Below are 26,045 nucleotides of genomic sequence, written 5' to 3' on the forward strand. Positions count from 1 at the left end.
GCAAGCGAGAGGGCTCAGGCCTTCTCGCGCATGAGGCGCGCTTTTTCGCGCTGCCAGTCGCGGTCCTTCTCGGTTTCGCGCTTGTCGAAAAGCTTCTTGCCCTTGGCGAGGCCGATTTCGCATTTCACGCGGCCACGCGTGTAGTGCAGGTTGAGCGGCACGAGCGTGTAGCCGCGTTGCTCCACCTTGCCGATGAGCTTCTTGATCTCTTCGGCGTGCAGCAGCAGTTTGCGCGTGCGCACGGGGTCTGGATTGACATGCGTGGAGGCCGATTGCAGCGGGCTGATATGGGCCCCGATCAGGAACAGCTCGGCGTTACGAATGACGACGTAGCCTTCCTTGATTTGCGCACGGTTGGCTCGGATGGCTTTCACCTCCCAGCCCTCGAGAGCCATGCCTGCCTCGTAGCGCTCCTCGATGAAGTAATCGAAGAAGGCCTTCTTGTTGTCGGCGATGGTCATACGTTGGAATATGCGGTGCGCGCATTGGGGTGATGATCCCTGCATGCGCTGCGATAAAATGGCGAGTTTAACAAATCCGCCGCAATCCCAACCGGGGCGCGGCGCGCAAAGCTTTCGGATCACGCATGGCAGACGTTGAAAAAACCGTGTTGATTGGCTACTCGGCCGAACAGATGTTCGACCTGGTCACCGACGTCAAGGATTATCCGAACTTTCTGCCGTGGTGCGGCGGCGTGGAAATCTACGAGCAGACGGAAACGTCACTCGACGCGCGTGTCGATATCGCTTTCAAGGGCATCCATCAGTTCTTTCGCACGCGCAACGTGCAAACGCGGCCCACCCGCATCGATATGACGTTCGCAGACGGGCCTTTCAAGTCGTTCACCGGTTTCTGGATCTTCACGCCGCTGCGCGCGGATGCCTGCAAGATCAACTTCCACCTGCATTACGAGTTTTCCAGCGTGATTCTGGAAAAGCTGATCGGCCCCGTGTTCAGCATGATTGCGAATACCTTCGTCGATTCATTCGTCAAACGCGCCGAGGCGGTGTATGGCGAGTCCTGAATCCGGGTCCGTGATTGACGTGATGGTCTGCCTGGCGACGGTCACGCCGCCGCGGCTCGTCAATGTGCAAGTGCCGGCGCAGGCGACGGTGGCCGACGCCGTGCGCGCGTCCGGCTTGCTCAGCGGCCTGGATCTGACCATCGATACCTGCCGGCTGGGCGTCTACGGCAAGCGCAAGACGCCCGATGCCGCATTGCATGCGCGTGACCGGGTGGAAATCCTGGGCGCGCTGATCGCCGATCCAAAGACCGCACGTCGGCGGCGCGTGCAGAAAGTGCGGGCCACCGGCACGCGCGAAGGGCTGAAATGGCTGCGCAACGAGGCGCCGCCCAAGGACGACGTCCTCGAGTAAGTCTTAGTCTTAGCCGCAGTTCTGGTCCAGCACGGCCTGGTTGCGCTGAATGGCCTGGGCGCGCTGGTTGTCATCCATATACGAAAGCGACCCATCCGGCTGCGGCGTGGCATAACGGCGACCGCCTTGCAGGTAGGCGGTGTCGGCGCGAAGGCGCTGGCATTCTGCCTGTTTGCGCTGGGCCTGCTCCGCCTGCTTGGCCTCGTCCTGTTCCTTCTTGGCGCGGTCGGCCATGCGCTTGCGCAGTTCTTCGTCCGGGTTGGACGCGGCGACGCCGGAGGCCGGCTGGCCGGGTTTCGCGGCTGCGTTCGGGTCTGCCGCCTTGACGCCCGAGGCCGGCGCAGACAACGCTTCATAAGCCGTCGCCGTGCGGCTGTTCGGGTTGCGGATGATGCGGCTGGGCGGCACCGACGGCGGCGGTGCGGCGTCGCTGTAGACCATGTGGCCCTTGTCGTCGCGCCATTGCCAGGCCCATTGCGCCTGGGCAACCGGGCAGGCAAGGGCGATCAGGGCAGCAGTGGCAGGCAACAGGACGTGCAGTCGTTTCATGGAGTTCTCGTTCGTGGACTGCCGACGGCGCGCTGGCCGACCCGACGACGGCCCCTCGACGCGCACGGGAGCCCGGTGGCGTGATCGCCACTCGCCAATCTACGCCGACGGCCTGGCTCGGCCTGTCGACTCGCCCCCCGGCAAGGCGCCCAGTTTATGCAGACTTGTCGTCGGCGTGCAAGCGCACCGACCAGCCGACGCCCAGGATCAGCAAGGCGATTGCGGCGATCTCAAGCGGGCGTGGCCAGCGGCCGTCGTACACAAAGCCATATGCCAGCGCAAACAGTGTCTCGAACACGATCATCTGGCCCGACAGCGTGAGCGGCAGCCGTCGCGAGGCGATGTTCCACAGGTTGTTGCCGATCAGCGACGCGCCAAGTGCCACGGCCGCATTGACCGCCCAGAACGTGCCCCAGGCGCGCCCGCCGGCGCCCATCCATGCTGTGCCCACCGTGAGCAAAGCCACCGTGATCAGCGCTGCCGACAGAATGCCGCTCGAAATGCCATATAGGGCAGACCATTCGTTGCTGGAAAAATGCGGATTGCGCTGCAGGTAGCGGGCGTTGTCGACGGCGTACCAGGTCCAGCTGCACAGCGCGCCGGTCGCACAGACGATGCCGGCAATGCGCTGCCAGATCGGCCGGACATTGGCCGCCGCAGCGGTGGCCTGATGGCCAAACAGGTCGACATTGATGCAGACAATGCCCGCAGCCACCACGAGCAGCGGCCAGATCAGCCGGGAAAGCGGCACAGCGCCGTGGTCCCGCCGCCCCAGGACCGTGACGGTGATGGGCAAGATGCCGATGATCAGCGAGGTGGGCGCGACTCCGGCCAGTTGCACGGCGAAGGCCAGGAGTACGTAATAGATAAGGTTGCCGCTGCAGGATTGTCTGACGAGCGCCAGGCAATCGGCGCGCGTTATCTTGCGGGCAATGCGGGGGAGGATCGGGCCGGCCGCAATGGCCGCGATGAGGCCGTAGGCGAGGTAGCGGCCGAGGGTCAGTTCCCACGGTGAAAAGGCGGGCAGCGCGCGGGGCGCAATAAAGACCATGCCCCACATCGCCCCGGCCAGCAGGGCGCACAATACGCCAATTCCCATTCGAACACTCGCGAGGCTGATTCGGCGCGGCCGCTGGCGGCGCAGGGCGCTGGAGGTGCGTGCGCGAAGAAAAATTTATCGAGCATAGCACGGGTCTCTACAACCGTGGGGCGAATTCCCGTATAATCCGATTTTGCGCCTAGAGGAAATTGCTATGCGTCTTGTCCAGAAAGCACTCACGTTCGATGATGTGCTGCTCGTCCCGGCCTACTCGGCCGTCCTGCCCCGCGATACGTCCCTTCGCACCAAGCTCACCCGTTCGATCGAACTCGCCATTCCGCTCGTCTCCGCCGCCATGGATACGGTCACGGAAGCGCGGCTCGCCATCGCCATGGCGCAGCAAGGTGGCATCGGTATCGTCCACAAGAACCTGAAGCCGGAAGAACAGGCGCGCGAAGTCGCCAAGGTCAAGCGCTTTGAATCGGGCGTGCTGCGTGACCCGATCACCATCGGTCCGGACATGAAGATCCGCGACGTGATGGCGCTGTCGGCCCAGCACGGCATTTCGGGCTTCCCGGTGCTGGAAGGCAAGAAGGTGGTGGGCATCATCACCAACCGCGATCTGCGTTTCGAAGAGGAACTGGACGCCCCGGTGCGCGCCAAGATGACGCCGAGCGAGAAGCTCGTCACCGTCAAGGAAGGCGCCTCGCTGGAAGAGGCCAAGCGCCTGATGAACAAGCACCGCCTGGAGCGCGTGCTGGTGGTGGGCGAGGCTTTCGAGCTGCGCGGCCTGATCACCGTCAAGGACATCCAGAAGGCCACCGAATACCCGCTGGCGTCGAAGGACGAGCGCGGTTCGCTGCGCGTGGGTGCGGCGGTGGGCGTGGGCCCGGATAACGATCTGCGTATCGACTTGCTGGTCAAGGCCGGCGTGGACGTGATCGTGGTGGACACCGCGCACGGTCACAGCCAGGGCGTGCTGAGCCGCGTGCGCTGGATCAAGGACAACTACCCGCAAGTGCAGGTGATCGGCGGCAACATCGCCACGGGCGACGCTGCCAAGGCGCTGGTCGACCACGGTGCGGATGGCGTCAAGGTCGGTATCGGCCCGGGCTCGATCTGCACGACGCGGATCGTTGCTGGTGTGGGCGTGCCGCAAATCTTTGCCGTGTCCAATGTGGCCGAGGCACTGAAGGGCACCGGCGTTCCCCTGATCGCCGACGGCGGTATCCGCTACTCGGGCGACGTCGCCAAGGCGCTGGCTGCCGGCGCACACACCGTGATGATGGGCGGCATGTTTGCCGGTACGGATGAATCGCCGGGTGAGGTGTTCCTGTTCCAGGGTCGCTCGTACAAGAGCTACCGCGGCATGGGCTCGGTAGGCGCGATGAAGGACGGCGCTGCCGACCGTTACTTCCAGGAAGACAACACCGCCAACGTCGACAAGCTGGTGCCCGAAGGTATCGAGGGCCGCGTGCCTTACAAGGGCTCCGCATTGCCGATCGTGCATCAACTCACGGGCGGCGTGCGTTCGTCGATGGGCTACTGCGGTTGCGCATCGATTGCCGAATGGCACGAGAAGGCGCAGTTTGTCGAGATCACCGCTGCCGGCATGAACGAATCGCACGTGCACGACGTGCAGATCACGAAGGAAGCGCCGAACTATCACCGCGACTGATCGCTTGTCGATCATCGCAAACAAGATAGAAGGCAAGCAGTACTGCCGCCGGGGTGCGCGGGCGCTCCGGCTGAATCAACCGGCGGCCGAAGCACGGGCGGCCGCCCGCAACTGGAGACGATGATGAAAGCGCTATTGCGACTCGTTCTGTTTCTGGATGCGGCTGTCGCACTGTGCGTCGGTCTCGTCCTGCTGGCTTCACCGATGACGTCCATCTTCGGCGCGCTGCAATTGCCGCAGCCGGAGCCTGCGATGTACGGCCAGCTGCTCGGCGTCACGCTGATTGGCGTGGCCTGGCTGCTGTGGCACGCCACCGTCAACGGTCAACTGACGACCGCCGTGGCGCAGGTGGTCGGTCATGTGAACCTGGCGGTCGCCGTGCTGGTGATCGCCTGGTTGCTGTTCTTCCACCTGCCGGTGGACGGCGCAGGCCGCATCTGGCTGCCGACGTTTGCGGCGGTGCTGGCCGCGTTTTCCGCTGTGCAGATTCCCGCCTCGCGCCGCGTGCGCACCCATGAGCGCGTGCGCGCGCAGAAGGCCCGTGAAGATGCCGCGGCCGCGCGCGAACGCGAACGCGCAGAAAAGGCGCAACGCAAAGAACCTGGCTACATGCCGCCTCCGGGCTACGGCCCCGGCACTGAAGTCGACACGATTGCCGATTCCATTCCTCCACAACATGCACGACAAAGTCCTCATCCTTGATTTCGGCTCGCAGGTCACGCAACTGATTGCGCGGCGCGTGCGTGAAGCACACGTCTATTGCGAGATCCATCCGAACGACGTGTCCGACGCCTTCGTGCGCGAGTTCGCGCCCAAGGCGATCATCCTGTCCGGCAGCCACGCCAGCACCTACGAAGACCATCAGCTGCGCGCTCCGCAGGCCGTGTGGGACCTGGGCGTGCCGGTGCTCGGCATCTGCTACGGCATGCAGACCATGGCCGTGCAGCTGGGCGGCAAGGTGGAGTGGAGCGACCACCGTGAATTCGGTTACGCCGAAGTGCGTGCGCATGGCCACACCCGCCTGCTCAAGGACATCCAGGATTTCGCCACGCCGGAAGGCCACGGCATGCTCAAGGTGTGGATGAGCCACGGCGACAAGGTTGCCGAGCTGCCCCCGGGCTTCAAGCTGCTGGCCTCGACGCCGAGCTGCCCCATCGCCGGCATGGCCGACGAGGCGCGTGGCTACTACGCCGTGCAGTTCCACCCGGAAGTCACGCACACCGTGCAGGGCCGTGCGATGCTCGAGCGCTTCGTGCTGGAGATCGCCGGTGCCAAGCCGGACTGGATCATGCGCGACCACATTGAGGAAGCCGTCAAGCGCATCCGCGAGCAGGTCGGTGATGAAGAGGTGATCCTCGGCCTGTCGGGCGGTGTCGATTCCTCCGTGGCAGCGGCGCTCATTCACCGCGCGATCGGTGACCAGCTGACCTGCGTGTTCGTCGACCACGGCCTGCTGCGCCTGGACGAAGGCAAGATGGTGATGGACATGTTCGCCGGCCGCCTGCACGCCAAGGTCGTGCACGTGGATGCGTCTGAGCAGTTCCTCGGCCACCTGGCCGGTGTGACGGACCCGGAAGCCAAGCGGAAGATCATCGGCCGCGAGTTCGTCGAGGTGTTCCAGGCCGAAGCCAAGAAGCTCAGCAACGCCAAGTGGCTGGCACAGGGCACGATCTACCCGGACGTGGTGGAATCGGGCGGCACCAAGACCAAGAAGGCAACGACCATCAAGAGCCACCACAACGTGGGCGGCCTGCCGGAAACGCTCGGCCTGAAGCTGCTCGAGCCGTTGCGCGATCTGTTCAAGGATGAAGTGCGCGAGCTGGGCGTGGCGCTCGGCCTGCCGCACGAAATGGTCTATCGCCATCCGTTCCCGGGGCCGGGCCTGGGTGTGCGTATTCTGGGCGAGGTCAAGCGCGAATATGCAGACCTGCTGCGCCGTGCCGACGCCATCTTCATCGAAGAGCTGCGCGGTACCAAGGCCACGGCGCAGGACGCTGCCGCCGGCCTCTGCGGCGAAGGCGATGTCGGCAAGAGCTGGTACGACCTGACCAGCCAGGCGTTTGCGGTGTTCCTGCCGATCAAGTCCGTCGGCGTGATGGGCGATGGCCGTACATACGACTACGTGACGGCGTTGCGTGCCGTGCAGACCACCGACTTCATGACCGCACATTGGGCGCATCTGCCGTACACGCTGCTGGGCCGCGTGTCGAACCGCATCATCAACGAGGTGCGTGGTTTGAGCCGCGTCGTGTACGACGTGTCGGGCAAGCCGCCTGCGACGATTGAGTGGGAGTGAGGTTTTCTCCCCAAGTGGAAAGAAGCCCGCATGACGCGGGCTTTTTTTTTGCTCAACGTCTGCGCCAAGCGGACCAAAGGTGGCGCGCTATGCAATATTTGTTGACACATCCACGGAACACCTGTAGAACCAATCCCCGCAGGATCTTCAAGCAGTTACTCCGATGTTCTGGGTCGTCACGCCACGCGGTACTTCCTTTGCTCCATGTTTCTTCCTTGATTGTCGTGCCTGGTGAGCACAGGCTCATACAGAACTTTTTAGGATATCCAACATGGAAACCGGCACAGTAAAGTGGTTCAACGACTCCAAGGGCTTCGGCTTCATCACCCCGGACGCAGGCGGCAACGATCTCTTCGCCCACTTCTCTGAAGTTCAGGGCAGCGGGTTCAAGTCCCTCCAAGAGGGCCAGAAGGTTCGCTACGTTGCAGGCGTTGGCCAGAAGGGCCCGGCTGCCACGAAGATCGAAGCGATCTGATCGCTCTCATCTGCCAAGAAAAAACCCCGCATCGCGGGGTTTTTTTTCGGCTAAACGCATGCGCCACGGCTCGCCTATGCCGCCTGCTTGCGGGGCCGCCGTACCGCGCGAATCTTCCCCGTGGTGCCGCCGCCGCAAAAGAACTGATCGGCACCGTTCGATTCCAGCCCCGACACAGTGATGCCGGCCGGCATATCAAGCTGCTCCAGCACTTCACCGGTTTGCGGATCAATGTGGCGCAGCTCGCTCGTATCGCCTTCCCACGTCGCGTGCCAGAGTTCTCCGTCGACCCAGGTGACGCCGGTCACGAAGCGGTTGGATTCGATGGTGCGCAGCACCTTGCCGGTGTCCGGATCGATCTGGCGGATCTTGCGCTCGCGGTAATGACCGACCCACAGCGTGCCTTCGGCCCAGGCGAGCCCTGAGTCTCCGCCCGCACCGGGCGCTGGAATCGTGGCGAGCACGGTGCCGGTTTGCGGGTCGATCTTCTGGATGCGGTCTTCGGCAATCTGGAACAGGTGGCGCCCGTCGAACGCGGTACCGGCATGAGCGGGCACGTCGATGGAGCGCAGTGCCTTGCCGCTCTCGGGGTCGAGTTCCTTCAACTGGCCGCCGGCAGCAAACCAGACATGCTGACCGTCGTAGGTCACGCCGCCTACGTTTTCAGCGCCGGGGAAGGGGCCGTATTCGCGCACGACTTCGGCGGTGGATCGTTTCATGTGGGGCTCGCTGGATTCGGTTGTGGAGTCTTCATCCTAGTCACTTGGCAGCGGCGCAGGGAGTAACAAGGTGGTCGCGAATCCGGGTACCGGCGGCGTCACCCAACGGCGCGCGCGCCCGCGTCCGAAGAACTGCACCTTGCCGGCGGCGGCCAATGCGTCGAGCGCGCGCTGTACCGTGCGCTGGCTGGCCCCGAGCGCCAATGCCAATGCAGAGCTGGACCACGATTCCCCATCGGCCAGGCACGCCAGCACGGCGGCATATTGCTCGTCGACGGGCTGTGCGAGCACGACAACGTCTTGCGCAGCATCGGGTTGCAGTGCGAATCCTCGCTTGGTCGCCTTGACCGTGCCCAACGCACCCAGCGCCGTGCGCAAACGGCCAATCTCCACGCGCAGGCGCACGCGGTGCGAGTCGTCGGGATGCCGGGTGCGGAATGCGCGCGCGATGAGGGCGTCTCGGGGCACGTCTTCTGGCCATGCCTCAGCCAATGCCCGCGCCAGCGTGAAGAGCACGGGCCGCGTGGCAAGTGGAACGACGGCATCGGTCTGCCGGATGGCGAGCCGGCATGCGTCCACTACCAGCGCGTCTGACGCAAAAAGGGCTTCGACATCATCGAGACGCAGGACCCGTTCTTCGCCGCGCGAGATGAGTCGCGCAGCCGGTGCGCTCAAGGCCTGGGCGGCACGTTCCACTTCGGCCGTGAGCGTCGGGATGCCGGCCTGACGCGCCGCGAGATCGGCGTCGTTCAAGGCTGCGCGTGCGGCGGCGGTCTGCAAACGTCGGATGGCAATGCCCGCGACGACGAGCGCATGCGCCGCCCGCAAGACCGGAGGAAGATGCGCCGGGCTTAGCGCAGCGAGCGCGGCCTCGGCGTCATCCAGGCGGCCGATCAGCAGCAGGCGCCGGATGCCGAGATACCGCGCGTGTGCGGCGTTGACGTGATCGCCGTGCGCCTCGAGCGTGGCGCATGCGGTGTCGAGGGTTTTGGCGGGCCAGCCCAGATCGCGCGAGGCGAGGGCGACTTCGGCTTCTGCGACGATGCAGCGTGCGCGTGCCACGGCCTCGCGGGCGCCGAATGCACGGGCTGCGCGACGGAGCAACAGCTTGGCGCGGGCCAGGTCACCGAGCTGCGCCATGGCGATGCCGCGCAGGGCGAGTGCGGGCGCGTCGTCACGCAAGGCGACGCGGTTCAGCGCTCCGAATGGGTCACCGGCGGCGAGTGCGCGGGCTGCAGCCGTGATCAATGAATCCATTCGAATCCCGCCACACTTGTCACTCCCGCCGTTCGAGGTCGGCGCCTAATCTAGCACACGACCACTCACCCAAAAACGGAGGCAAGCATGAGTGCAACACACCCGACAGCAACCCGCGCAACCTGGCTGGCAGAGCGCATTGAACTGCTCAAGGCCGAGAAGGAACTCACGCGCCGCAGCGACGAACTCGCGCGTCGCCGGCAGGCACTGCCGTGGGTTCGCATCGACAAAACCTATCGCTTTGAAACCGAGAACGGCAACGCCTCGCTGGCCGATCTGTTTGGCGGACGTTCGCAACTGCTGGTCTATCACTTCATGTTCGGGCCCGACTACAAGGCGGGCTGCCCATCGTGCTCGATGATTGCCGACGGCTTCGATGGCTTTGTCACGCATCTGGCGAACCACGACGTCACGCTGATGGCGGTGTCGCGCGGGCCACTGGCCAAGCTGATCGAGTATCGGGAGCGGATGGGTTGGGGCTTCCCGTGGGCGTCGTCGGTGGGGAGCGATTTCAACTACGACTTCAACGTCTCGATCACGGAAGACCAGCAGCGCGCCGGCAGCGCCGACTACAACTACGTGCGCGGCAGCCACGTGATGGATGCATCGGACTTGCCCGAACCCGTGCAGCAGTTCGCCAGCATGTGCGGCACCGATGCGCCCACCTACGTGCGCGACCGGCCCGGCATGAGCGCGTTCGTGCTGGAAGATGGCGTCGTGTATCACACGTATTCCACCTACGCGCGCGGGCTTGACGGCTTGTGGGGCGCATACCAGTGGCTGGACCGCGCGCCGCTGGGCCGCAACGAAACCGGTGTCTGGTGGCGTCGCCATGACGAATACGCTCAGCAGCGTTGAGGCGTCGCGCGAGCATGCCGTGTCCGAGCGCGGCTTCGTGGCCGTCTCGGCATTGCTGTTCATCGCCAGCGCGACAGCGACGATAGCGTGGTGCAACGCCATGCCGGGCATGACCGAACTGCCGATGGCCTGGATGCCGATGTGCGGCCGGACGTGGTGGAGCTTTGCCGCGTCCTTCATTGGCATGTGGACAGGGATGATGATGGCGATGATGCTGCCGTCATTGCTGCCAATGCTGCGGCGGTATCGCATTGCGCTTTACCTGACGGGCAAGCCGAACGTTGATGCGCTGACGGCGTTGGCAGGCGCGGGGTACTTCGCGGTGTGGGCGCTGGTCGGTGCGATGGTCTTTGCGCTAGGTGCTGCGTTGGCCCAGCTTGAAATGACGTGGCCGGTGTTGGCGCACGTGGTGCCGTTTGCCAGCGGCGCGGTTGTTCTTGCGGCGGGCGCACTGCAGTTCAGCGCATGGAAGGCGCGCCAGCTTGCACGGTGCCGTGCAGTGGCGGCGCCTGGGCGCGCTGCATGGCGATTTGGCTTGCGCCTCGGCCTGCGCTGCGCCGCGTCGTGCGCGAGCCTGACGGCAATCCTGCTGGTGACCGGTGTGATGGATCTGCGCGCAATGGCGGCTGTGTCAGCGGCGATTACGCTGGAGCGCCTGGCACCTGCGGGACAGCGTATGGCCCGCTGCGTTGGCGCGGTTGCCATCGGCGCCGGGTTGTTCTTGATGTTGCGCGCCGCGTTGCCCTGAGGCGTGCCGCGTACACGCGTTACATCACCGCGCCAAGCTGCCACGGCACGAACTCGTTGTCGCCCAGGCCATTGAGTTCGCTCTTGGTGCGCGTGCCGGAGGCAGTGGCCAGCATCAGCTGGAACAGCGCCTCGCCGGCTTGCGCGATGCTGAGGCGGCCATCGACGATGCCGCCGCAGTCGTAGTCCATGTCGAGTTCCATGTGCCGATAGAGCGTGCTGTTGGTCGCAAGCTTCAACGACGGCACTGGCTTGCAGCCATAGGTGGACCCGCGGCCCGTTGTGAAGCAGATCAGGTTGGCCCCGCCTGCGACTTGGCCCGTGGCAGACACGGGGTCGTAGCCGGGCGTGTCCATGAACACGAGGCCGTGCGCGTGCACCGGCTGCGCGTATTCATACACGGCCATCAGCCCGCTGCTGCCGCCCTTGGCGACCGCGCCGAGGGATTTTTCCAGGATGGTCGTGACGCCGCCGGCCTTGTTGCCGGGCGAAGGGTTGTTGTTCATGTCGGCGCCCAGCGTGCGGGTGTAGTGCTCCCACCAGGCCAGCCGGTTCATCAGCGCATCGGCCACGGCAGGTGTGGCAGCGCGTGCGGTCAACAGGTGTTCCGCGCCATAGATCTCGGGCGTTTCAGACAGCACGGCCGTGCCGCCATGCCGCACCAGCAAATCGACCGCGGCGCCCAGCGCAGGGTTGGCGCTGATGCCGGAGTAGCCGTCGGACCCGCCGCATTGCAGGCCCACCGTGAGGTGGCTTGCGGGGACTGTGCTGCGTTGTGCCTCGTTCGCGATCGGCAGCATGTCGCGCAGCATGGACAGGCCGGCCGCAATGGCTTCACGCGTGCCGCCTTCTTCCTGGATCGTCAGCGATGCAAACAGGCCGGGTGTGCGCGCCCCTAGCATCTGCACGAGCGGCGCGACCTGGTTGACTTCGCAACCGAGACCAACGATCAGCACGCCGGCAAAGTTTGGGTGGTCGGCGTAGCCGCGCAGCGTGCGCTGCAGCAGTTCCAGGCCTTCGCCGTTGCCGGCCATGCCGCAGCCGCTGCCGTGCGTGATGGCGACCACGCCATCCACGTTGGGAAATGCAGCCGCCTCTGCCTGGGCCGCTTGCACGATATGCCGGCACACGGTGGCCGAGCAATTCACGCTGGAGATGACGCCAATGAAATTGCGCGTGCCGACGCGGCCATCCGCCCGCACGTAACCCTCGAACGTGGCAGGCGTGTCGACGGGAACGGTGGCGCGGTACGCGTGGCCCACGGCGTGCTGGGCAGACGAGTGCGCCATGCCGATGTTGTGGACGTGCACATGCTCGCCCGCACGAATGGCCGCTGTCGCCACGCCGATGACCTGCCCATATTTGTGCACCGGCTGCCCCACTGCGATGTCGCGCAACGCGACCTTGTGACCGGCGGGAATGGCATCGCGGGTGGTCAACCCGGCGTTGAGTGCTGCGCCGGGCGCGAGCGCCACGCGCGCGACGGCCACGTCGTCGTCAGGGGCAAGAAGGATGAGGGGTGCGTCGGACATGATGCTTTGCAGGTTCAATTCGGATTGGCCAGCGCGGCGTTCAGGCGCGGCTGGGGCAGTTGCAATCCCAACTGCCGCGCGAGCGCGACGATGGGCGCCAGGCGCCGCTGCTTCTTCTGCGCGTGGTTCTGCGCGATGTCGGCTAGGCGGTGGGCAAGGTAAGGATTCAATAGCCGTTCGCGCAGCAACACGAGATAAGCCTCTGCAGCCTCACGCTTGTCCAGCGCTGCGAATACGGGAACGATTTCGTCGTGCCACAGGGCTTCCAGCTCCGGCCGCAGGCGCGCGTCTTCCATGGCCTGCGCGACGGTCATATCGGCGGGGTGCGCATCTTCGCGCCAACGCTCGGCCAGAAACGTGTGGCCCGCGTTGAGCAGAAAGAGCTTGAGGCGCTCGTGATGATCGAGTTCATCCGTCAGCACGATGGCCGGGTGTGTGCAGGGCAGCATCAGCCCAGGGCGGCGTTCGATGGCCCACAGGGCATACGGTTCAGCCACGGCGCCCACGGGGTGCAATGCCTCGGAGACGATGCGGTCTACGAGCGAATTCGCCCACACGCAATGTGTGCGCAGCCATTCGACGAACGCGGCGGGCAGCGCCCATTGCCGTGCCAGCGCGCAGACCGTTGCGCACAGCGTGTCGCCATTGCGCTCGATCAGTTCGCACGGAAACAGCGACAGCGGCGCCTGCGGCTGTCGCAGCCAGCGGCCGAGCAGCAGCGCCACCAGTTTCGCGGGGAAGCTGCGCGGCACGCGCGATGGCTGCTGTATCAAGCTGGCATCGTCGCGCGGGTCGAGCTGGTAGCCCTGGTCGGCGGTGTTGGACACGACGACCTGCACATCTGTTGCCATGAGTTCGCGCAGTTGCTCCCAATCGGCGTCGGCCTGCAAGGCGCGCTGCACGGCGCGGCAGGTGACAGTCTGGTCAACGGGTGCGCCGTCTCGCAAGCCGCGAATGCGCACCGGGTAACCCGCGCCGCCGGCAAGCGCCGCCACACGCGCGGCACTGGCCGGGTTGGCGGTCGTCTGTACGACCGTGATGCCGCCCAGCGCTTGTCCCGCGTCGAGCGCTTCCGACACGAACAAGTCGACGTGCGCCTGCAGGAAGCGGCTCGTGCCGAACTGGAGGATCGGCGCCGTCATGCGCTCAGCACTCCACGATGGCTTTCACCACGCCGGCGGCGGGATCGAGCAGCGTCTTGAAATGCTTGGGCACATCCGCCAGCGCCATGCGGTGCGTGTTCAGTGCGGCGGGAATCTTGCCCGCGCGCATGGCGTCGAGCACGGTTTCAAAGTCTTCCGTGGTGGCGTTGCGACTGGCGAGCAGCGTGGTCTCGCGTTTGTGGAATTCCGGATCGGAGAACGAGATGTTGGCCGCCACCACCGAGATCAACACATACGTGCCGGCATGCGCCACAAAGCGCAGGCCGCGCTCCATGGCCTTCGGATTGCCCGTGGCATCGAACACGACGTCATAGAACTCGTTGTCCGTAAGCGCGGCGAGTTGCGCTTCGTCGGTATCGCCCAGCGCAACGCTGGCATCCACGCCGAGTTGCTTCGTCGCAAAGGCGAGGCGGTCCGCGCGGGAGTCCAGCGCCGTGACCATCGCGCCGCGCAGCTTGGCGAAGATCATGGCGGCCATGCCGATCGGGCCGGCGCCGACCACCAGCACGCGCTGCCCGGCGCGCACCTGCGCCCGACGCACGGCGTGCGCGCCAATGGCCAGAAATTCCACCATCGCGGCCTGATCGAGACTGACGCCGTCTGCCTTGTGCACGAAGGCTTGCGGCACGCTCAGGTATTCCGTGAAGGCCCCGTCGCGATGCACGCCCAGCACCTGGATATTGACGCAGCAGTTTGTCCGGCCCTGGCGGCATGCAACGCAGTGGCCGCAGGACAGGTACGGCATCACGTACACCACGTCGCCCTTGCTCAGGGCGCTGCCGGCGGGCGCCTGTTCGACGATGCCCGACAGCTCATGCCCCATCACGCGCGGGTAGTTCAGGTAAGGCTGATTGCCGGTGAAGATGTGCAGGTCGGTGCCGCACACGCCCACGCGTTTGACGCGCAGCAGCACTTCGCCGTCGGCGGGGCTCGGGACGGGCCGGTCCAGTGCGCGCAGCGTGCCCGGCGTTTCGCAAACGACGGTCAGCATGATGCGGCTCCCGCCGAGGTAGCGCCGCCAGTCTCCGCCTGGCGTGGGCCTTGAATAAGTTGTGTATGGGCGCGTGGCAATGACAAACGGTGAGTCACCTTCCGGTCTCCTTGAGTGGGATGAGGTGAGGGCGATTGCGTGCGTGTACTGCGCCAAGTTGAGGGAAATGGTGCGCGGCTCCCACAACTGGTCATGCCAAACAGGCCTCACCTATTGGTCAGGCCAATTTAACATCTCGCGTGAAATTCCTGGAGGGGGGAAACCCTGATGCCGGAAATCCCTTGTTTTCAAGGGGGCAAGGCGCGGTGGTGAGATATTTGGTCAGACCGCTTTGAGAGGCGGGCGGAGTGGCGTAGATGCGCCCAAGCAGGGGGGCGCAGCCACAGGCGGGCCGCGCATGGAGAAGGGGCTTACTGCGGGGCGTCTTGCTGAATGGCGCCTGCGATCCAGCGTTCTTCCGACGCCCGCAAGTGCGCCCGCATGGCGGTTTGCGCCGCGATCGGGTCGCCGGCCTGCAGCGCCTTGAGAATCTCTTCGTGTTCATGCACGGCTGCATGCCAGCTGGATTCGCCCTCGGCATGGTCGCGGATCGCCATGGCGAGCGGGTCATGGCGGCTGTCGAACAGTTCCGCCACGAATCGGCTCAGGACTGAATTGCCGGCGGTCTCGGCAATCAGCATGTGGAACTGGCGGTCGGCGTCGGTGGGCGACTTTCCGCTCGATGCGAGTTTCTTCATGCGGTCGATGGTGCGCTGGAGCTTGTCGAGCGTGGCGGCCGTCAGCCGCCCAGTGGCAAGCGTGATGACATCGCCTTCGAGCACGGCCCGAGCCTGCATCAATTCAGAAGGGCTTTCGCCGAGCGACGGAATGGCCGCGCTTTCGCTGACCGCGCTTGCGTCTTGCACGTAGACGCCGGAGCCCATGCGGATTTCCACTTGGCCGCCAATCTCCAGGGCGATCAGCGCCTCGCGCAACGACGGTCGCGACACGCCCAACGTCTGCGCCAGTTCGCGCTCGGGCGGCAGGCGTGTGCCCGGGCCCAGCTTTTCTTGTTGGATCAGCGCGAGGATCTGCGCGGCTACAGATTGGTAAAGCCGCTTTGGCTCTGTCTGCTTCATTGTGGTGTGATTTTTGGCGCGGGCATTACCGCGTTGGGGTCTGTTTCGAGTCTAGCATGCGCACCGCGAGCCGTTGTCTACACTGGTGTCGGCAGCAGTTCAGGGTTTGCACTAGTGGTCAGGCAGGTACGTTATAAGTGATATTGGCTTGACCAAAAAATGCACGACCCGATCGAAACGTTCCAAACTGGACTTACCAGTGCGTCGAGCGGAAGATCAGAGCCGCGCAACACAACGGAGACCACGATGAGCAGTGCTGATGCCGTGCCTACGCACGTAAGCAGCTCCAGATCGTCGATGCCGCAAGAGATCCTGTGCTTGCAGCGCATCGGCAAACGCTTTCCCGGCGTCGTTGCGCTGGATGGCGTGAATCTGGATCTGCGTGTGGGCGAAGTCCATGCCATCTGCGGCGAAAACGGTGCCGGCAAATCCACTCTGATGAAGATCATCAGCGGCCAGTACACGGCGGACGATGGTGCCATCACTTACTGCGGCGAGGCAGTGCGCTTTACCTCGACCTCCGAAGCGCAGGCGGCGGGCATCGCCATCATCCATCAGGAACTGAATCTCGTGCCGCATCTGTCGGTGGCGGAGAACATCTTCCTGGCGCGCGAGCCCAAGCGCGGCCCGTTCATTGATTACCGCAAGCTCAACACGAACGCACGCAGCTATCTGCAGCGGATCGGTCTGGCCGTCGAGCCGACTACGCTGGTCGGCGCGTTGTCGATCGCGCAGCAACAGATGGTGGAGATCGCCAAGGCGCTCTCGCTCAACGCGCGTGTGCTGATCATGGACGAGCCGACGTCTTCGCTCACGGAATCCGAAACCGTCCAGCTGTTTCGCATCATCAAGGAGCTGCGCGCTGACGGCGTGGCGATTCTGTACATCTCGCACCGGCTGGACGAGATGGCCGAGATCGTCGATCGCGTGACGGTGCTGCGTGACGGCCGCCATATCGCCACGAGCGATTTCGCTTCCACCAGCGTCAACGAGATCGTCGCGCGGATGGTCGGTCGCTCGCTCGACGATGTGTTTCCCGCGCGCAAATCGGTGCCGACCGACGAGGTCTTGCTGCGTGTCAATGCGCTGAGCCGGGCAGGCGTCTTCGGCCCGGTGTCGTTCGAGCTGCGCAAGGGCGAGATTCTTGGTTTTGCCGGCTTGATGGGCGCGGGCCGCACGGAGGTGGCGCGCGCCATTTTCGGTGCCGAGCGGCTCGATTCCGGCTCGATCATGCTGAGCCATATGGGCGATCAGCCGGTCACGATCCGTTCGCCGCGCGAGGCGATCCGGCAAGGCATTGCCTACCTGTCGGAAGACAGAAAGAAGGACGGGCTGGCGCTCTCGATGCCGGTGGCCGTCAACATCACCCTGGCCAACGTGCGGGCGATTTCCTCGCACGGCTTCCTGCGCTTTTCCGAAGAGACCGCCGTGGCGCAACGCTACGTGCGCGAGCTGAACATCCGCACGCCGTCGGTCGGGCAGACGGTGCGCAATCTTTCCGGCGGTAATCAACAGAAGATCGTGATCGGCAAGTGGCTGTATCGCGGTTCGCGCATCCTGTTTTTCGATGAACCGACGCGCGGCATCGACGTGGGCGCCAAGTACGCGATCTATGGATTGATGGACCAACTTGCCGCGGACGGTGTCGGCGTCGTGCTGATCAGTTCGGAGTTGCCGGAACTGCTGGGCATGACCGATCGAATTGCCGTCTTTCATGAAGGCCGCATCACCGCAGTCCTGGAAACACGGAAGACCAACCAGGAAGAAATTCTGCATTACGCATCAGGACGAACCCATGCTTGAAATGACATCAGATCAGCCGCAGCCCGTGAAGACGCAGCGCAAGCAACACCACCGCGACTTGATCCAGAAGTTTGCAGCGCTCGGCAGCCTTGTGGCGCTCGTGATTGCGTTCTCCGCCACCAGCGCGGCCTTCTTTTCGGTCGGCAATTTCATGACCGTCGCACTGCAGGTCACGTCGATTGCCTACCTGGGCGTGGCCGCCACGTGCGTGATCATCACCGGCGGCATCGACCTGTCGGTCGGTTCGGTGCTCGCGCTCTCGGGCGTGGTGGCCGCCTTGCTCGTGAAGATGGGCGTGCCGGTGCCGCTGGCCATGCTGGCCGGTGTGGCCGTCGGCGCCGTGTGCGGATGGGTCAACGGTATCTGCATCACGCGGATGGGCCTGCCGCCGTTCATCGCCACGCTGGGCATGATGCTGGTCGCGCGCGGCCTGGCCCTGCAGATCACGGGCGCCCGTCCGGTCTCGGGCCTGGGCGACGCCTTTGGCGAACTCGGCAACGGCGCACTGTTCCGCATCTCGCACATCGGCGCAGACGGCTTTCCGGACACGGTCTTTCCCGGCATTCCTTACCCGGTGGTGATCATGCTGGCGCTGTTCGTCGCCGTGTCGGTGCTGCTGTCACGGACTTCGCTCGGTCGCCACATTTACGCGGTCGGCTCGAACGCGGAGGCGGCGCGCCTGTCCGGCGTGAACGTGCAGGGCGTGAAGCTGTTCACGTATGTGCTCTCGGGCTTGCTGGCCGGGATGACGGGCTGCGTGCTGATGTCTCGCCTCGTGACGGCGCAGCCGAATGAAGGCGTGATGTACGAGCTGGATGCAATTGCCAGCGCCGTGATCGGCGGGACGTCGCTGATGGGCGGTGTCGGAACGGTCTCGGGCACGGCCATCGGCGCGTTCGTGATCGGCGTGTTGCGCAACGGGCTCAACATGAACGGCGTATCGAGTTTTATCCAGCAGATCATCATCGGCGTGGTCATCCTCGGCACCGTCTGGATCGATCAGCTCAGAAACCGCAAGTTGTAAGAGCCGCTAACAAAATTGTCCTGGCTAGGCGTGCCGACGCAGACAGTACATGTAGTACCGAATGTTCGTCACCTCGGGAGGCGCAACGACGCCAGGGCGGTTTTGTTGGCGGCTCTAAGTCGAGAAGTTCAAACCAAAACCAAGGAGTGAGACATGAAGAAGCTTTCCGTGCTGGCGGTGGTTGCAGCAACGTGCGCACTGTTCTCTGCCTATGCGCAGGCGGCAGGCGGTGAAATTGCCGTGATCGTGAAATCGGCAAATTCCAACTACTGGCAGAACGTTCAGAAAGGCGCGACGGCCGCCATGGGCAACGCGAAGGGCTACACGATGACCTTCCAGGGGCCCGCTGCCGAATCGGCCATTGCCGACGAAGTGAACATGGTCGAGAACGCCGTCAACCGGCATGTGGCGGGCATCGTGCTCGCGCCGTCGGACCCCGACGCGCTGGTGCCGGCGATGAAGAAAGCGTGGGAAGCGCACATCCCCGTGGTGCTGATCGACTCGATGGTGTCCGATTCCGGCAAGCAGTATTACCAGTCGTTCCTGTCGACGGACAACACGAAGGCCGGTGAGCTGTGTGCGAAGGCCATGATCGAGGCCGTCGGCCAGACCGGCAAGATCGCCATCATGTCGTACGTGCCGGGCGCCGGCTCTGAAATCGGCCGCGTGGGCGGCTTCAGGAAATACATCGAGACGCATTCGAAGCTGCAGGTCGTCGGGCCGTTCTATTCGCAATCGCAGATGGCGACGGCACTGAACCAGACGACGGACGTGCTGGCCGCCAATCCCGATTTGAAGGGCATCTTCGGTGCGAACGAGCCGACGGCCGTCGGGATGGGGCGCGCGCTGCAGCAGTCCGGCAAGAGCGGCAAGGTGGCGGCCATCGGCTTTGACGGCAACCAAGATCTGCAGGGCTTCGTGCGCGACGGCACGATCCGCGCCATCGCTGTCCAAAGCTCGTACCAGATGGGCTACAAGGGCATCGAAACGGTCGTCAGCGTGATCGAGAAGAAGCCCGTACAGAAGCAGGTCGACACCGGCGTGATGATGGTCAACAAGCAGAACCTGGATTCGCCTGAAGCCAAGAACGTCCTGTACTGACGAGGCATCGCGACAAGGGGCGTGGCGGCGTGTCGTTCACCGCCATGCCGGCTGCATCTCCTTCCTGAACGGCGCAGTGCTTTTCACTCCATTGCCGGAACGGACCATCGCCAACGTGGCCCGCGCCGGAACGCAGACGCAATGAGACTCCAAGGAAAACGCATCCTCGTGACGGCGGCCGGGCAGGGTATTGGCCGGGCCAGCGCGATGATGTTTGCAAGAGAGGGCGCGCAGGTGCTCGCCACCGATATCAACGCAGAAGCGCTGGCCACGCTGGCAGAGACCGCCGGCGTGCGCACCCTGCGCCTGGACGTGACAGACGCCAACGCCGTCGCCGTCCTGGCACGCGAGGAAGCCGCCTTCGATGCGCTGTTCAACTGCGCGGGCTTCGTGCACCCGGGCAGCATCCTCGAATGTTCGGAAGACGACTGGGCGTTCTCGTGGCAGCTCAACGTGACGTCGATGTACCGGCTGACGCGTGCGCTGCTGCCGAAGATGCTCGACAACGGCGGCGCCTCGATCATCAACATGGCCTCCGCCGCGTCCAGCGTGAAGGGCGTGCCGAACCGCTTCGTGTATGGCACCACCAAAGCCGCCGTCATCGGCATGACCAAGGCGATTGCCGCCGACTTTGTGGCGCGCGGCATCCGCTGCAACGCCATCTGTCCGGGGACGGTGGAGTCTCCGTCGCTCGAGCAGCGCATTGCCGCGCAGGCGCGCGAGCAGAACGTGTCGATCGACACCGTCCGCGCAGCCTTCGTTGCGCGCCAGCCGATGGGCCGTGTCGGCACGGCAGAGGAGATTGCCGCGCTGGCGACCTACCTCGCTTCGGATGAGTCCCGCTTCACGACCGGCACCTGCTGCGTGATCGACGGCGGCTGGTCGAACTGATTTGGCTTGATTGATTGCAGTAGCTGATAACGACAACACGATGAAACTCCTCCGTTACGGCCCCAAGGGCCAGGAAAAGCCCGGCCTGCTCGACGCGCAAGGTCAAGTGCGCGACCTGTCGGGCGTGATTGACGACATTGCCGGCGCGGCGCTGCTGCCCGAGAGCCTGGCTCGCCTGCGCGCGCTCGACATCAGCCGCTTGCCGATCGTCGATGGCACACCGCAAGCGGGCCTGCGCCTGGGCGCCTGCGTGGGCAACGTCGGCAAGTTCATCTGCATCGGCCTGAACTATTCCGACCATGCCGCCGAGACGGGCGCCGAGGTGCCTGCCGAGCCGGTCGTCTTCGGCAAATGGACGAGCGCCATCTGCGGCCCGAACGACGATGTGGAGATCCCGCGCGGCTCGGTCAAGACCGATTGGGAAGTCGAGCTTGGCGTGGTGATCGGCAAGGGCGGCCGGTACATCAGCGAGGCCGATGCGCTCGCGCATGTGGCGGGCTACTGCGTCATCAACGATGTGTCGGAGCGCGAATATCAGCTCGAGCGCGGCGGCACGTGGGACAAAGGCAAGGGCTGCGACACGTTTGGCCCCATCGGCCCGTGGCTCGTCACCGCCGACGAGGTGCCCAACCCGCAGGCGCTGCATCTGTGGCTGGAGGTGGATGGGCATCGCTACCAGAACGGATCGACGTCGACGATGGTGTTTGGTGTGGCGCATCTCGTCAGCTATCTGAGCCGCTTCATGAGCCTGCAGCCGGGCGATGTGATTTCCACCGGCACGCCGCCGGGCGTGGGGCTGGGGCAGAAGCCGCCGGTCTACCTGCGCGCGGGCCAGACCATGCGCCTGGGCATCGAGGGCCTGGGCGAGCAGCGCCAGCGCACGGTGGATGCACAAGGCTGAAAGCACGCGTTCCGCATTCCGCAATCCCGAACACGATACTCATGACCATCATCCGATCCCTGCGCGTGCTGGACGTGCGCTTTCCGACCTCGCAGCATCTCGACGGCTCTGACGCGATGAATCCGGACCCGGATTACTCCGCGGCCTACGTGATCCTGGAGACTGACCAGCCGGGCCTGGAAGGCCATGGCCTGACCTTCACGATCGGTCGCGGCAACGAGGTGTGCTGCGCCGCCATCGCGGCGATGCGTCATCTGGTGGAAGGGCTCGACCTCGACTGGATTCGTGAAGACATGGGCCGCTTCTGGCGCCATGTCACGTCCGACAGCCAGCTGCGCTGGATCGGCCCGGACAAGGGCGCCATTCATCTGGCGACGGGCGCGGTCGTCAATGCGGCGTGGGATCTGTGGGCGAAGGCGGAAGGCAAGCCGCTGTGGCGCCTGGTGGCCGATCTCACGCCCGAAGAGTTCGTGCGCTGCATCGACTTCCGCTACATCACCGACGGCATCACGCCCGAAGAAGCGCTGGAGCTGCTGCGCAAACAGGTGCCCGGCAAGGCCGTGCGCATCCGCACGCTGGAGCAGGAAGGCTACCCGTGCTACACCACGTCCGCCGGCTGGCTCGGCTATGACGACGACAAGCTGCGCCGCCTCTGCCGCGAGGCGGTCGACAGCGGCTTCCGCCATATCAAGCTCAAGGTCGGGCGCGATCTGAAGGATGACATTCGCCGCGTCTCTATCGCCCGTGAAGTGCTGGGGCCGGACCGCGAATTGATGATCGACGCCAACCAGGTCTGGGACGTCAAGGAGGCCATCGACTGGGTGCGCGAACTCGGTTTCGCCAAGCCGTGGTTCATTGAAGAGCCGACCAGCCCGGACGACGTGGAAGGCCATCGCAAGATTCGCGAAGCCGTCACCCCCGTCAAGGTCGCTACCGGCGAGATGTGCCAGAACCGCATCCTCTTCAAGCAGTTCATCATGCGCGGCGCGATTGACGTTGTGCAGATCGATGCGTGCCGGCTGGGCGGCGTGAATGAAATCCTGGCTGTGCTGCTGCTGGCCGCCAAGTACGGCCTGCCGGTGTGCCCGCACGCTGGCGGCGTGGGCCTGTGCGAGTACGTGCAGCATCTGTCGATGATCGACTACATCTGCGTGTCGGGCACGCGAGAAGGCCGCGTGGTCGAGTACGTCGACCACCTGCACGAGCACTTTGTCGATCCGTGCGTGGTGCGCAATGCCGCCTATCTGCCGCCGCAGGCTCCCGGTTTCTCCATCACGATGAAACCGGCATCGCTTGAGCAATACCGCTTCCGGGGCTGATGCGATGACGGATCCTGCGCTGCCCGTGCCGCGAATAGACGCGCACCAGCATTTCTGGCGCTATCGCCCCGAGGCGTATTCGTGGATCGGTCCCGGCATGGAAGCCCTGGCCGAAGACCGCCTGCCTGCCGACCTGCTGCCGGAGCTTCGGGCGCAACGCCTGGACGCTGCGATCGCCGTGCAGGCGCGCGGCGTGCGAGAGGAAACGGATTTCCTGCTCGAACTCGCCGCTGCGCACGACTGGATTGTCGGCGTGGTGGGCTGGGAAGACCTGCATGCCACCGACCTTGAAGCGCGCCTCGAGGCAAGGAGCGGTGACCACAAGCTGGTCGGCTTCCGGCACACCGTGCAGGACGAACCGGACGTCGCGGCGTTCTTGTCAGACCCGGCATTCGAGCAGGGCGTCGCGCTGCTGCAGCTCTGGGGCTACACGTACGACGTGCTGGTGTTCGGTCATCAGCTTGCGCCCGCCGTGGATTTCTGCGGTCGGCACGATCACCACTGGCTGGTGTTGGACCACCTCGGCAAGCCGCCGCTGGAGGCGTTCGAGCGTGACGCACAGGCCCTGGCGCGCTGGCGGGCCGCGCTGGCACCGCTCAAGGACATGCCGCATGTCGCGTGCAAGCTTTCCGGCTTGCTGACCGAAGCCGACTGGCGAAAGGGCGTGACCGTGCGCGACGTTCAGCACGCTCGCCAGTGCCTTGACGTGGCACTCGACGTGTTGGGCCCAGGTCGCGTGATGTTCGGCTCGGATTGGCCCGTCTGCCAGTTGGCGGCGTCGTACGGCACGGTGTACGACGTGCTGCACGTCTGGGCCGAAGAGCGGCTCAGCGCCACCGAACGCATCGATCTCTGGGGTGGCACCGCCGCCCGCTGCTACAACCTGCAACTCAAGGCTTGAACCATGGATTTGCATCTGCAAGACAAAGTCGTCATCGTCACGGGCGGCGCGGCCGGCATTGGCGCGGCCATCTCGCTGCAACTGGCAGCCGAGGGCGCCATTCCCGTCGTCTGTGGCAAGAGCCCGATGGCCCCGGCGTTTGAAGCCGAACTGATGCATCGGCAGCCGAAGGCACGCTTCTTCCAGTTCGATCTGGAGGATGAAGTCGACTGCCGGGGCATGGTGGAAGAAACCGTGCGCGCGTTCGGGCACATCGATGGTCTTGTCAACAATGCAGGCATCAATGACAGCGTGGGCCTGGACGCCGGCCGCGACGCCTTTGTGCGGTCGCTCGAAAAGAACCTGATCCATTACTACGTCATGGCACATCTGTGCGTGCCACACCTGAAAGCGAGCCGAGGGGCCATCGTCAATATTTCGTCGAAAACGGCGCTGACGGGGCAGGGCAATACGAGCGGGTACACCGCCGCAAAAGGTGCGCAGCTGTCGCTGACACGGGAATGGGCGGCGTCGCTGGCGCCGGACGGCGTGCGCGTCAACGCGGTCATTCCGGCCGAGGTGCTGACGCCGCTGTATGAACGCTGGATCGCCACGTTCGACAACCCCGATGCCAAGCTCGCGGCGATTACATCGAAGATTCCGCTCGGCCAGCGCATGACCACCGCCGACGAGATTGCCAGCACCACGGTCTTCCTGCTCTCTGCGCAGGCCTCGCATACGACGGGCCAGTGGGTGTTTGTCGACGGCGGCTACACGCACCTCGACCGTGCCCTGACGTGAGGCTGCCATGCGCTACTGCCTCGCTCTGGACCTGAAAGACGACGCGGCGGTCATCGCCACGTACGAAGCCCACCATCAACGCATCTGGCCCGAAGTCGCGCAACACCTGCGCAAGCACGGCGTGACCGGCATGGAGATCTATCGCCTAGGCACCCGCATGGTGATGCTCATGGAGACCGACGACGCCATCTACGACGCCGACCGCATGGCGCTTGCCACCGAAACGGACCCGAAGATCCGCGAATGGGAAGCGCTGATGTGGCAGTTCCAGGCGCCCACCCCGTGGACGCCCGCCGGGCAGAAGTGGACGCCGATGCGCCGGATCTTCGATTTGCAACAGCAACCGCAGTAGAAGCAATTCCGGCCGTGGCCGGCATGACACCAGAGAGAGGAGATGACAATGAAGAAACGAGCCACCCTGCCGCTGTGTGCGGCAATCCTGTGCGCGGCTGCTGGCGCGGCGCATGCACAAACCAACGTCACGCTGTACGGCCGCGTCGCCAGCGGCATCGACTACCAGAACAACGTCGCCCCCACCGCGACCTCGCCGGGCGGCAGCCTCTGGCGCGCCGCCGACAACCAGTGGGGGACCAGCATGTTCGGGTTCATGGGCAAGGAGGATCTGGGCGGTGGCCTGCAGGCGCTCTTCCGGCTCGAATCCGGCTTCGGCGCGGCGCAGGGCCGGACCAACGGCGATGCGCTGTTCAATCGCCGTTCGTATGTCGGCCTGTCCAGCCCGACCTGGGGCACGTTGACGGCCGGTAAGAACCTCTTCATCAGCAACGACGTCTGGTTCCTCGACCCGACCGGCCAGCAGTTCATCGGCTCGGCCACGCTGGTGCGCGGACGCAACTGGCCGGGCGCCAACAACATCGTCGAATATCAAAGCCCGACCTGGGGCGGCTTCCAGATCGGCCTGCAGACCGGTCTGGGCGAGCAGCCGGGCTCCTTCACCAACAGCCGCCGCGATGGCGTATCGGCCGTCTACAAGACGGGCCCGCTGGAAGTGCGCGCGATCTACGATGTGATCCGCGACGGCAACGGCAAGTTCAGCGACATCTTCAACTTCTCGAAGGAAGCGACGATCGGCGGCACGTACACCATCGGCAAGGCGAAGCTGTTTGCCGCGTATGAAAACCTGTCGGCGCCGGATGCTGCAGCGGGCGCGCCGACCAAGGCGAACCACTACTGGCTGGGCATCAACTACGAAGTCACGCCGGCGCTGACGCTGATCGGCGCGGCCTACCGCGTCAACGTCAACCATGGCGGCGGCAACGCCAACCTGTTCATGGCCGGCGCGAACTACAACCTGTCCAAGCGCACGATGCTGTACGCGAGCGTGGGCACGGTGCAGAACAGCTCCACCGCCAATTTCTCGGTGGAAGCGACCAACAACAACCCGGCACCGGGCAAGAACCAGCTGGGTGCCTATACGGGTATCGTTCACTCGTTCTGACGTCTGGCTTCTGACTGAGCGTGACCTCCTGATCGCTCGGCTCCTTGTCAGCCCGCACTTGTGCGGGTTTT

At 64.7% G+C, this 26,045-nt stretch carries 27 protein-coding genes; 18 read left to right on the top strand and 9 right to left on the bottom strand.

Annotation, left to right across the window (positions count from 1 at the left end):
• Nucleotides 1-14 precede the first annotated feature (14 nt).
• Entirely contained in the window at nucleotides 15-461 is a 447-nt protein-coding gene (smpB, locus tag R2669_RS19745) for an SsrA-binding protein SmpB (protein WP_027677453.1), read from the bottom strand.
• A gap of 125 nt (nucleotides 462-586) precedes the next feature.
• On the opposite strand from smpB, the gene R2669_RS19750 reads away from it, so the two are divergent.
• Entirely contained in the window at nucleotides 587-1,024 is a 438-nt protein-coding gene (locus R2669_RS19750) for a type II toxin-antitoxin system RatA family toxin (protein WP_009238217.1), read from the top strand.
• Nucleotides 1,011-1,376 carry an RnfH family protein gene (locus R2669_RS19755; RefSeq protein ID WP_316901789.1) on the top strand — a complete coding sequence of 122 codons (366 nt, stop codon included), beginning with the start codon at nucleotides 1,011-1,013 and terminating at the stop codon, nucleotides 1,374-1,376. Before R2669_RS19750 ends, R2669_RS19755 begins: the two co-directional genes overlap by 14 nt.
• A gap of 9 nt (nucleotides 1,377-1,385) precedes the next feature.
• On the opposite strand, the gene R2669_RS19760 is transcribed toward R2669_RS19755, so the two are convergent.
• Nucleotides 1,386-1,925 carry a DUF4124 domain-containing protein gene (locus R2669_RS19760; protein ID WP_316876158.1) on the bottom strand — a complete coding sequence of 180 codons (540 nt, stop codon included), beginning with the start codon at nucleotides 1,923-1,925 and terminating at the stop codon, nucleotides 1,386-1,388.
• A gap of 154 nt (nucleotides 1,926-2,079) precedes the next feature.
• Complete coding sequence (locus tag R2669_RS19765; protein WP_316901790.1) at nucleotides 2,080-3,024, bottom strand: DMT family transporter; 945 nt, start codon at nucleotides 3,022-3,024, stop codon at nucleotides 2,080-2,082.
• Nucleotides 3,025-3,178: 154 nt separating this feature from the next.
• Here R2669_RS19765 and guaB point away from each other — a divergent pair, with 154 nt between their 5' ends.
• The 4 genes from guaB to R2669_RS19785 all read left to right on the top strand — a co-directional run bounded on the left by guaB (nucleotide 3,179) and on the right by R2669_RS19785 (nucleotide 7,413).
• The gene (guaB, locus tag R2669_RS19770; RefSeq protein WP_102067139.1) at nucleotides 3,179-4,642 is read left to right on the top strand and encodes an IMP dehydrogenase; all 1,464 of its coding nucleotides are present in this window, start codon (nucleotides 3,179-3,181) and stop codon (nucleotides 4,640-4,642) included.
• A gap of 123 nt (nucleotides 4,643-4,765) precedes the next feature.
• Nucleotides 4,766-5,344 carry a hypothetical protein gene (locus R2669_RS19775; RefSeq protein ID WP_012761917.1) on the top strand — a complete coding sequence of 193 codons (579 nt, stop codon included), beginning with the start codon at nucleotides 4,766-4,768 and terminating at the stop codon, nucleotides 5,342-5,344.
• Nucleotides 5,319-6,938 (top strand): glutamine-hydrolyzing GMP synthase, encoded by a 1,620-nt coding sequence (gene guaA / locus R2669_RS19780; RefSeq protein WP_012761918.1) that lies wholly within the window; start codon nucleotides 5,319-5,321, stop codon nucleotides 6,936-6,938. The genes R2669_RS19775 and guaA overlap by 26 nt, the downstream gene beginning before the upstream one ends.
• Nucleotides 6,939-7,209: 271 nt before the next feature.
• Nucleotides 7,210-7,413, top strand: coding sequence for a cold-shock protein (locus R2669_RS19785; protein WP_027677448.1), 204 nt, complete (start codon nucleotides 7,210-7,212; stop codon nucleotides 7,411-7,413).
• Nucleotides 7,414-7,487: 74 nt separating this feature from the next.
• Here R2669_RS19785 and R2669_RS19790 read toward each other — a convergent pair whose 3' ends face one another.
• Together R2669_RS19790 and R2669_RS19795 are read right to left on the bottom strand one after the other, a co-directional pair.
• Nucleotides 7,488-8,132 (bottom strand): Vgb family protein, encoded by a 645-nt coding sequence (locus tag R2669_RS19790; protein WP_316887745.1) that lies wholly within the window; start codon nucleotides 8,130-8,132, stop codon nucleotides 7,488-7,490.
• A 36-nt stretch (nucleotides 8,133-8,168) separates the two neighbouring features.
• Nucleotides 8,169-9,389 carry a helix-turn-helix domain-containing protein gene (locus R2669_RS19795; protein ID WP_316901791.1) on the bottom strand — a complete coding sequence of 407 codons (1,221 nt, stop codon included), beginning with the start codon at nucleotides 9,387-9,389 and terminating at the stop codon, nucleotides 8,169-8,171.
• Between the two features lie 87 nt (nucleotides 9,390-9,476).
• On the opposite strand from R2669_RS19795, the gene R2669_RS19800 reads away from it, so the two are divergent.
• Together R2669_RS19800 and R2669_RS19805 are read left to right on the top strand one after the other, a co-directional pair.
• Nucleotides 9,477-10,247, top strand: coding sequence for a DUF899 domain-containing protein (locus tag R2669_RS19800; protein ID WP_316901792.1), 771 nt, complete (start codon nucleotides 9,477-9,479; stop codon nucleotides 10,245-10,247).
• Nucleotides 10,222-10,995 (top strand): DUF2182 domain-containing protein, encoded by a 774-nt coding sequence (locus R2669_RS19805; RefSeq protein WP_316901793.1) that lies wholly within the window; start codon nucleotides 10,222-10,224, stop codon nucleotides 10,993-10,995. The genes R2669_RS19800 and R2669_RS19805 overlap by 26 nt, the downstream gene beginning before the upstream one ends.
• Before the next feature lie 19 nt (nucleotides 10,996-11,014).
• On the opposite strand, the gene R2669_RS19810 is transcribed toward R2669_RS19805, so the two are convergent.
• From R2669_RS19810 to R2669_RS19825, 4 genes are all read right to left on the bottom strand, one after another.
• Complete coding sequence (locus R2669_RS19810; protein ID WP_316901794.1) at nucleotides 11,015-12,526, bottom strand: UxaA family hydrolase; 1,512 nt, start codon at nucleotides 12,524-12,526, stop codon at nucleotides 11,015-11,017.
• Nucleotides 12,527-12,540: 14 nt separating this feature from the next.
• Nucleotides 12,541-13,668 carry a mannitol dehydrogenase family protein gene (locus R2669_RS19815; RefSeq protein WP_316901795.1) on the bottom strand — a complete coding sequence of 376 codons (1,128 nt, stop codon included), beginning with the start codon at nucleotides 13,666-13,668 and terminating at the stop codon, nucleotides 12,541-12,543.
• Between the two features lie 4 nt (nucleotides 13,669-13,672).
• On the bottom strand, nucleotides 13,673-14,680 hold the full coding sequence (locus R2669_RS19820; RefSeq protein ID WP_316901796.1) for a zinc-binding alcohol dehydrogenase family protein: 1,008 nt from the start codon (nucleotides 14,678-14,680) through the stop codon (nucleotides 13,673-13,675).
• 410 nt (nucleotides 14,681-15,090) lie between these two features.
• Nucleotides 15,091-15,798, bottom strand: a complete 708-nt coding sequence (locus R2669_RS19825; RefSeq protein WP_027677440.1) for a FadR/GntR family transcriptional regulator — start codon at nucleotides 15,796-15,798, stop codon at nucleotides 15,091-15,093.
• 297 nt (nucleotides 15,799-16,095) lie between these two features.
• Between R2669_RS19825 and R2669_RS19830 the strand changes: the two genes are divergently transcribed.
• From R2669_RS19830 to R2669_RS19875, 10 genes are all read left to right on the top strand, one after another.
• Nucleotides 16,096-17,601, top strand: a complete 1,506-nt coding sequence (locus R2669_RS19830) for a sugar ABC transporter ATP-binding protein (protein ID WP_316901852.1) — start codon at nucleotides 16,096-16,098, stop codon at nucleotides 17,599-17,601.
• Complete coding sequence (locus R2669_RS19835; RefSeq protein WP_027677438.1) at nucleotides 17,594-18,625, top strand: ABC transporter permease; 1,032 nt, start codon at nucleotides 17,594-17,596, stop codon at nucleotides 18,623-18,625. The genes R2669_RS19830 and R2669_RS19835 overlap by 8 nt, the downstream gene beginning before the upstream one ends.
• 153 nt (nucleotides 18,626-18,778) lie before the next feature.
• Entirely contained in the window at nucleotides 18,779-19,726 is a 948-nt protein-coding gene (locus tag R2669_RS19840) for an ABC transporter substrate-binding protein (RefSeq protein ID WP_316901797.1), read from the top strand.
• A 141-nt stretch (nucleotides 19,727-19,867) separates the two neighbouring features.
• Nucleotides 19,868-20,617, top strand: coding sequence for an SDR family oxidoreductase (locus tag R2669_RS19845; protein WP_316901798.1), 750 nt, complete (start codon nucleotides 19,868-19,870; stop codon nucleotides 20,615-20,617).
• 40 nt (nucleotides 20,618-20,657) lie between these two features.
• Entirely contained in the window at nucleotides 20,658-21,518 is an 861-nt protein-coding gene (locus R2669_RS19850) for an ureidoglycolate lyase (protein ID WP_316901799.1), read from the top strand.
• A 41-nt stretch (nucleotides 21,519-21,559) separates the two neighbouring features.
• Nucleotides 21,560-22,837 (top strand): L-fuconate dehydratase, encoded by a 1,278-nt coding sequence (locus R2669_RS19855; RefSeq protein WP_147218343.1) that lies wholly within the window; start codon nucleotides 21,560-21,562, stop codon nucleotides 22,835-22,837.
• Between the two features lie 19 nt (nucleotides 22,838-22,856).
• The gene (locus tag R2669_RS19860) at nucleotides 22,857-23,738 is read left to right on the top strand and encodes an L-fucono-1,5-lactonase (protein ID WP_316901853.1); all 882 of its coding nucleotides are present in this window, start codon (nucleotides 22,857-22,859) and stop codon (nucleotides 23,736-23,738) included.
• Nucleotides 23,739-23,741: 3 nt separating this feature from the next.
• Nucleotides 23,742-24,518, top strand: coding sequence for an SDR family oxidoreductase (locus tag R2669_RS19865; protein WP_316901800.1), 777 nt, complete (start codon nucleotides 23,742-23,744; stop codon nucleotides 24,516-24,518).
• A gap of 7 nt (nucleotides 24,519-24,525) precedes the next feature.
• Nucleotides 24,526-24,870, top strand: a complete 345-nt coding sequence (locus R2669_RS19870; RefSeq protein ID WP_316887762.1) for an L-rhamnose mutarotase — start codon at nucleotides 24,526-24,528, stop codon at nucleotides 24,868-24,870.
• A 48-nt stretch (nucleotides 24,871-24,918) separates the two neighbouring features.
• Nucleotides 24,919-25,974 (top strand): porin, encoded by a 1,056-nt coding sequence (locus R2669_RS19875; protein WP_316876132.1) that lies wholly within the window; start codon nucleotides 24,919-24,921, stop codon nucleotides 25,972-25,974.
• The last annotated feature ends 71 nt before the right edge of the window (nucleotides 25,975-26,045 follow it).

The sequence above is a fragment of the Ralstonia edaphi genome, from assembly GCF_958350185.1.
In the GTDB taxonomy this organism is placed as follows: Bacteria; Pseudomonadota; Gammaproteobacteria; order Burkholderiales; family Burkholderiaceae; genus Ralstonia; species Ralstonia edaphi.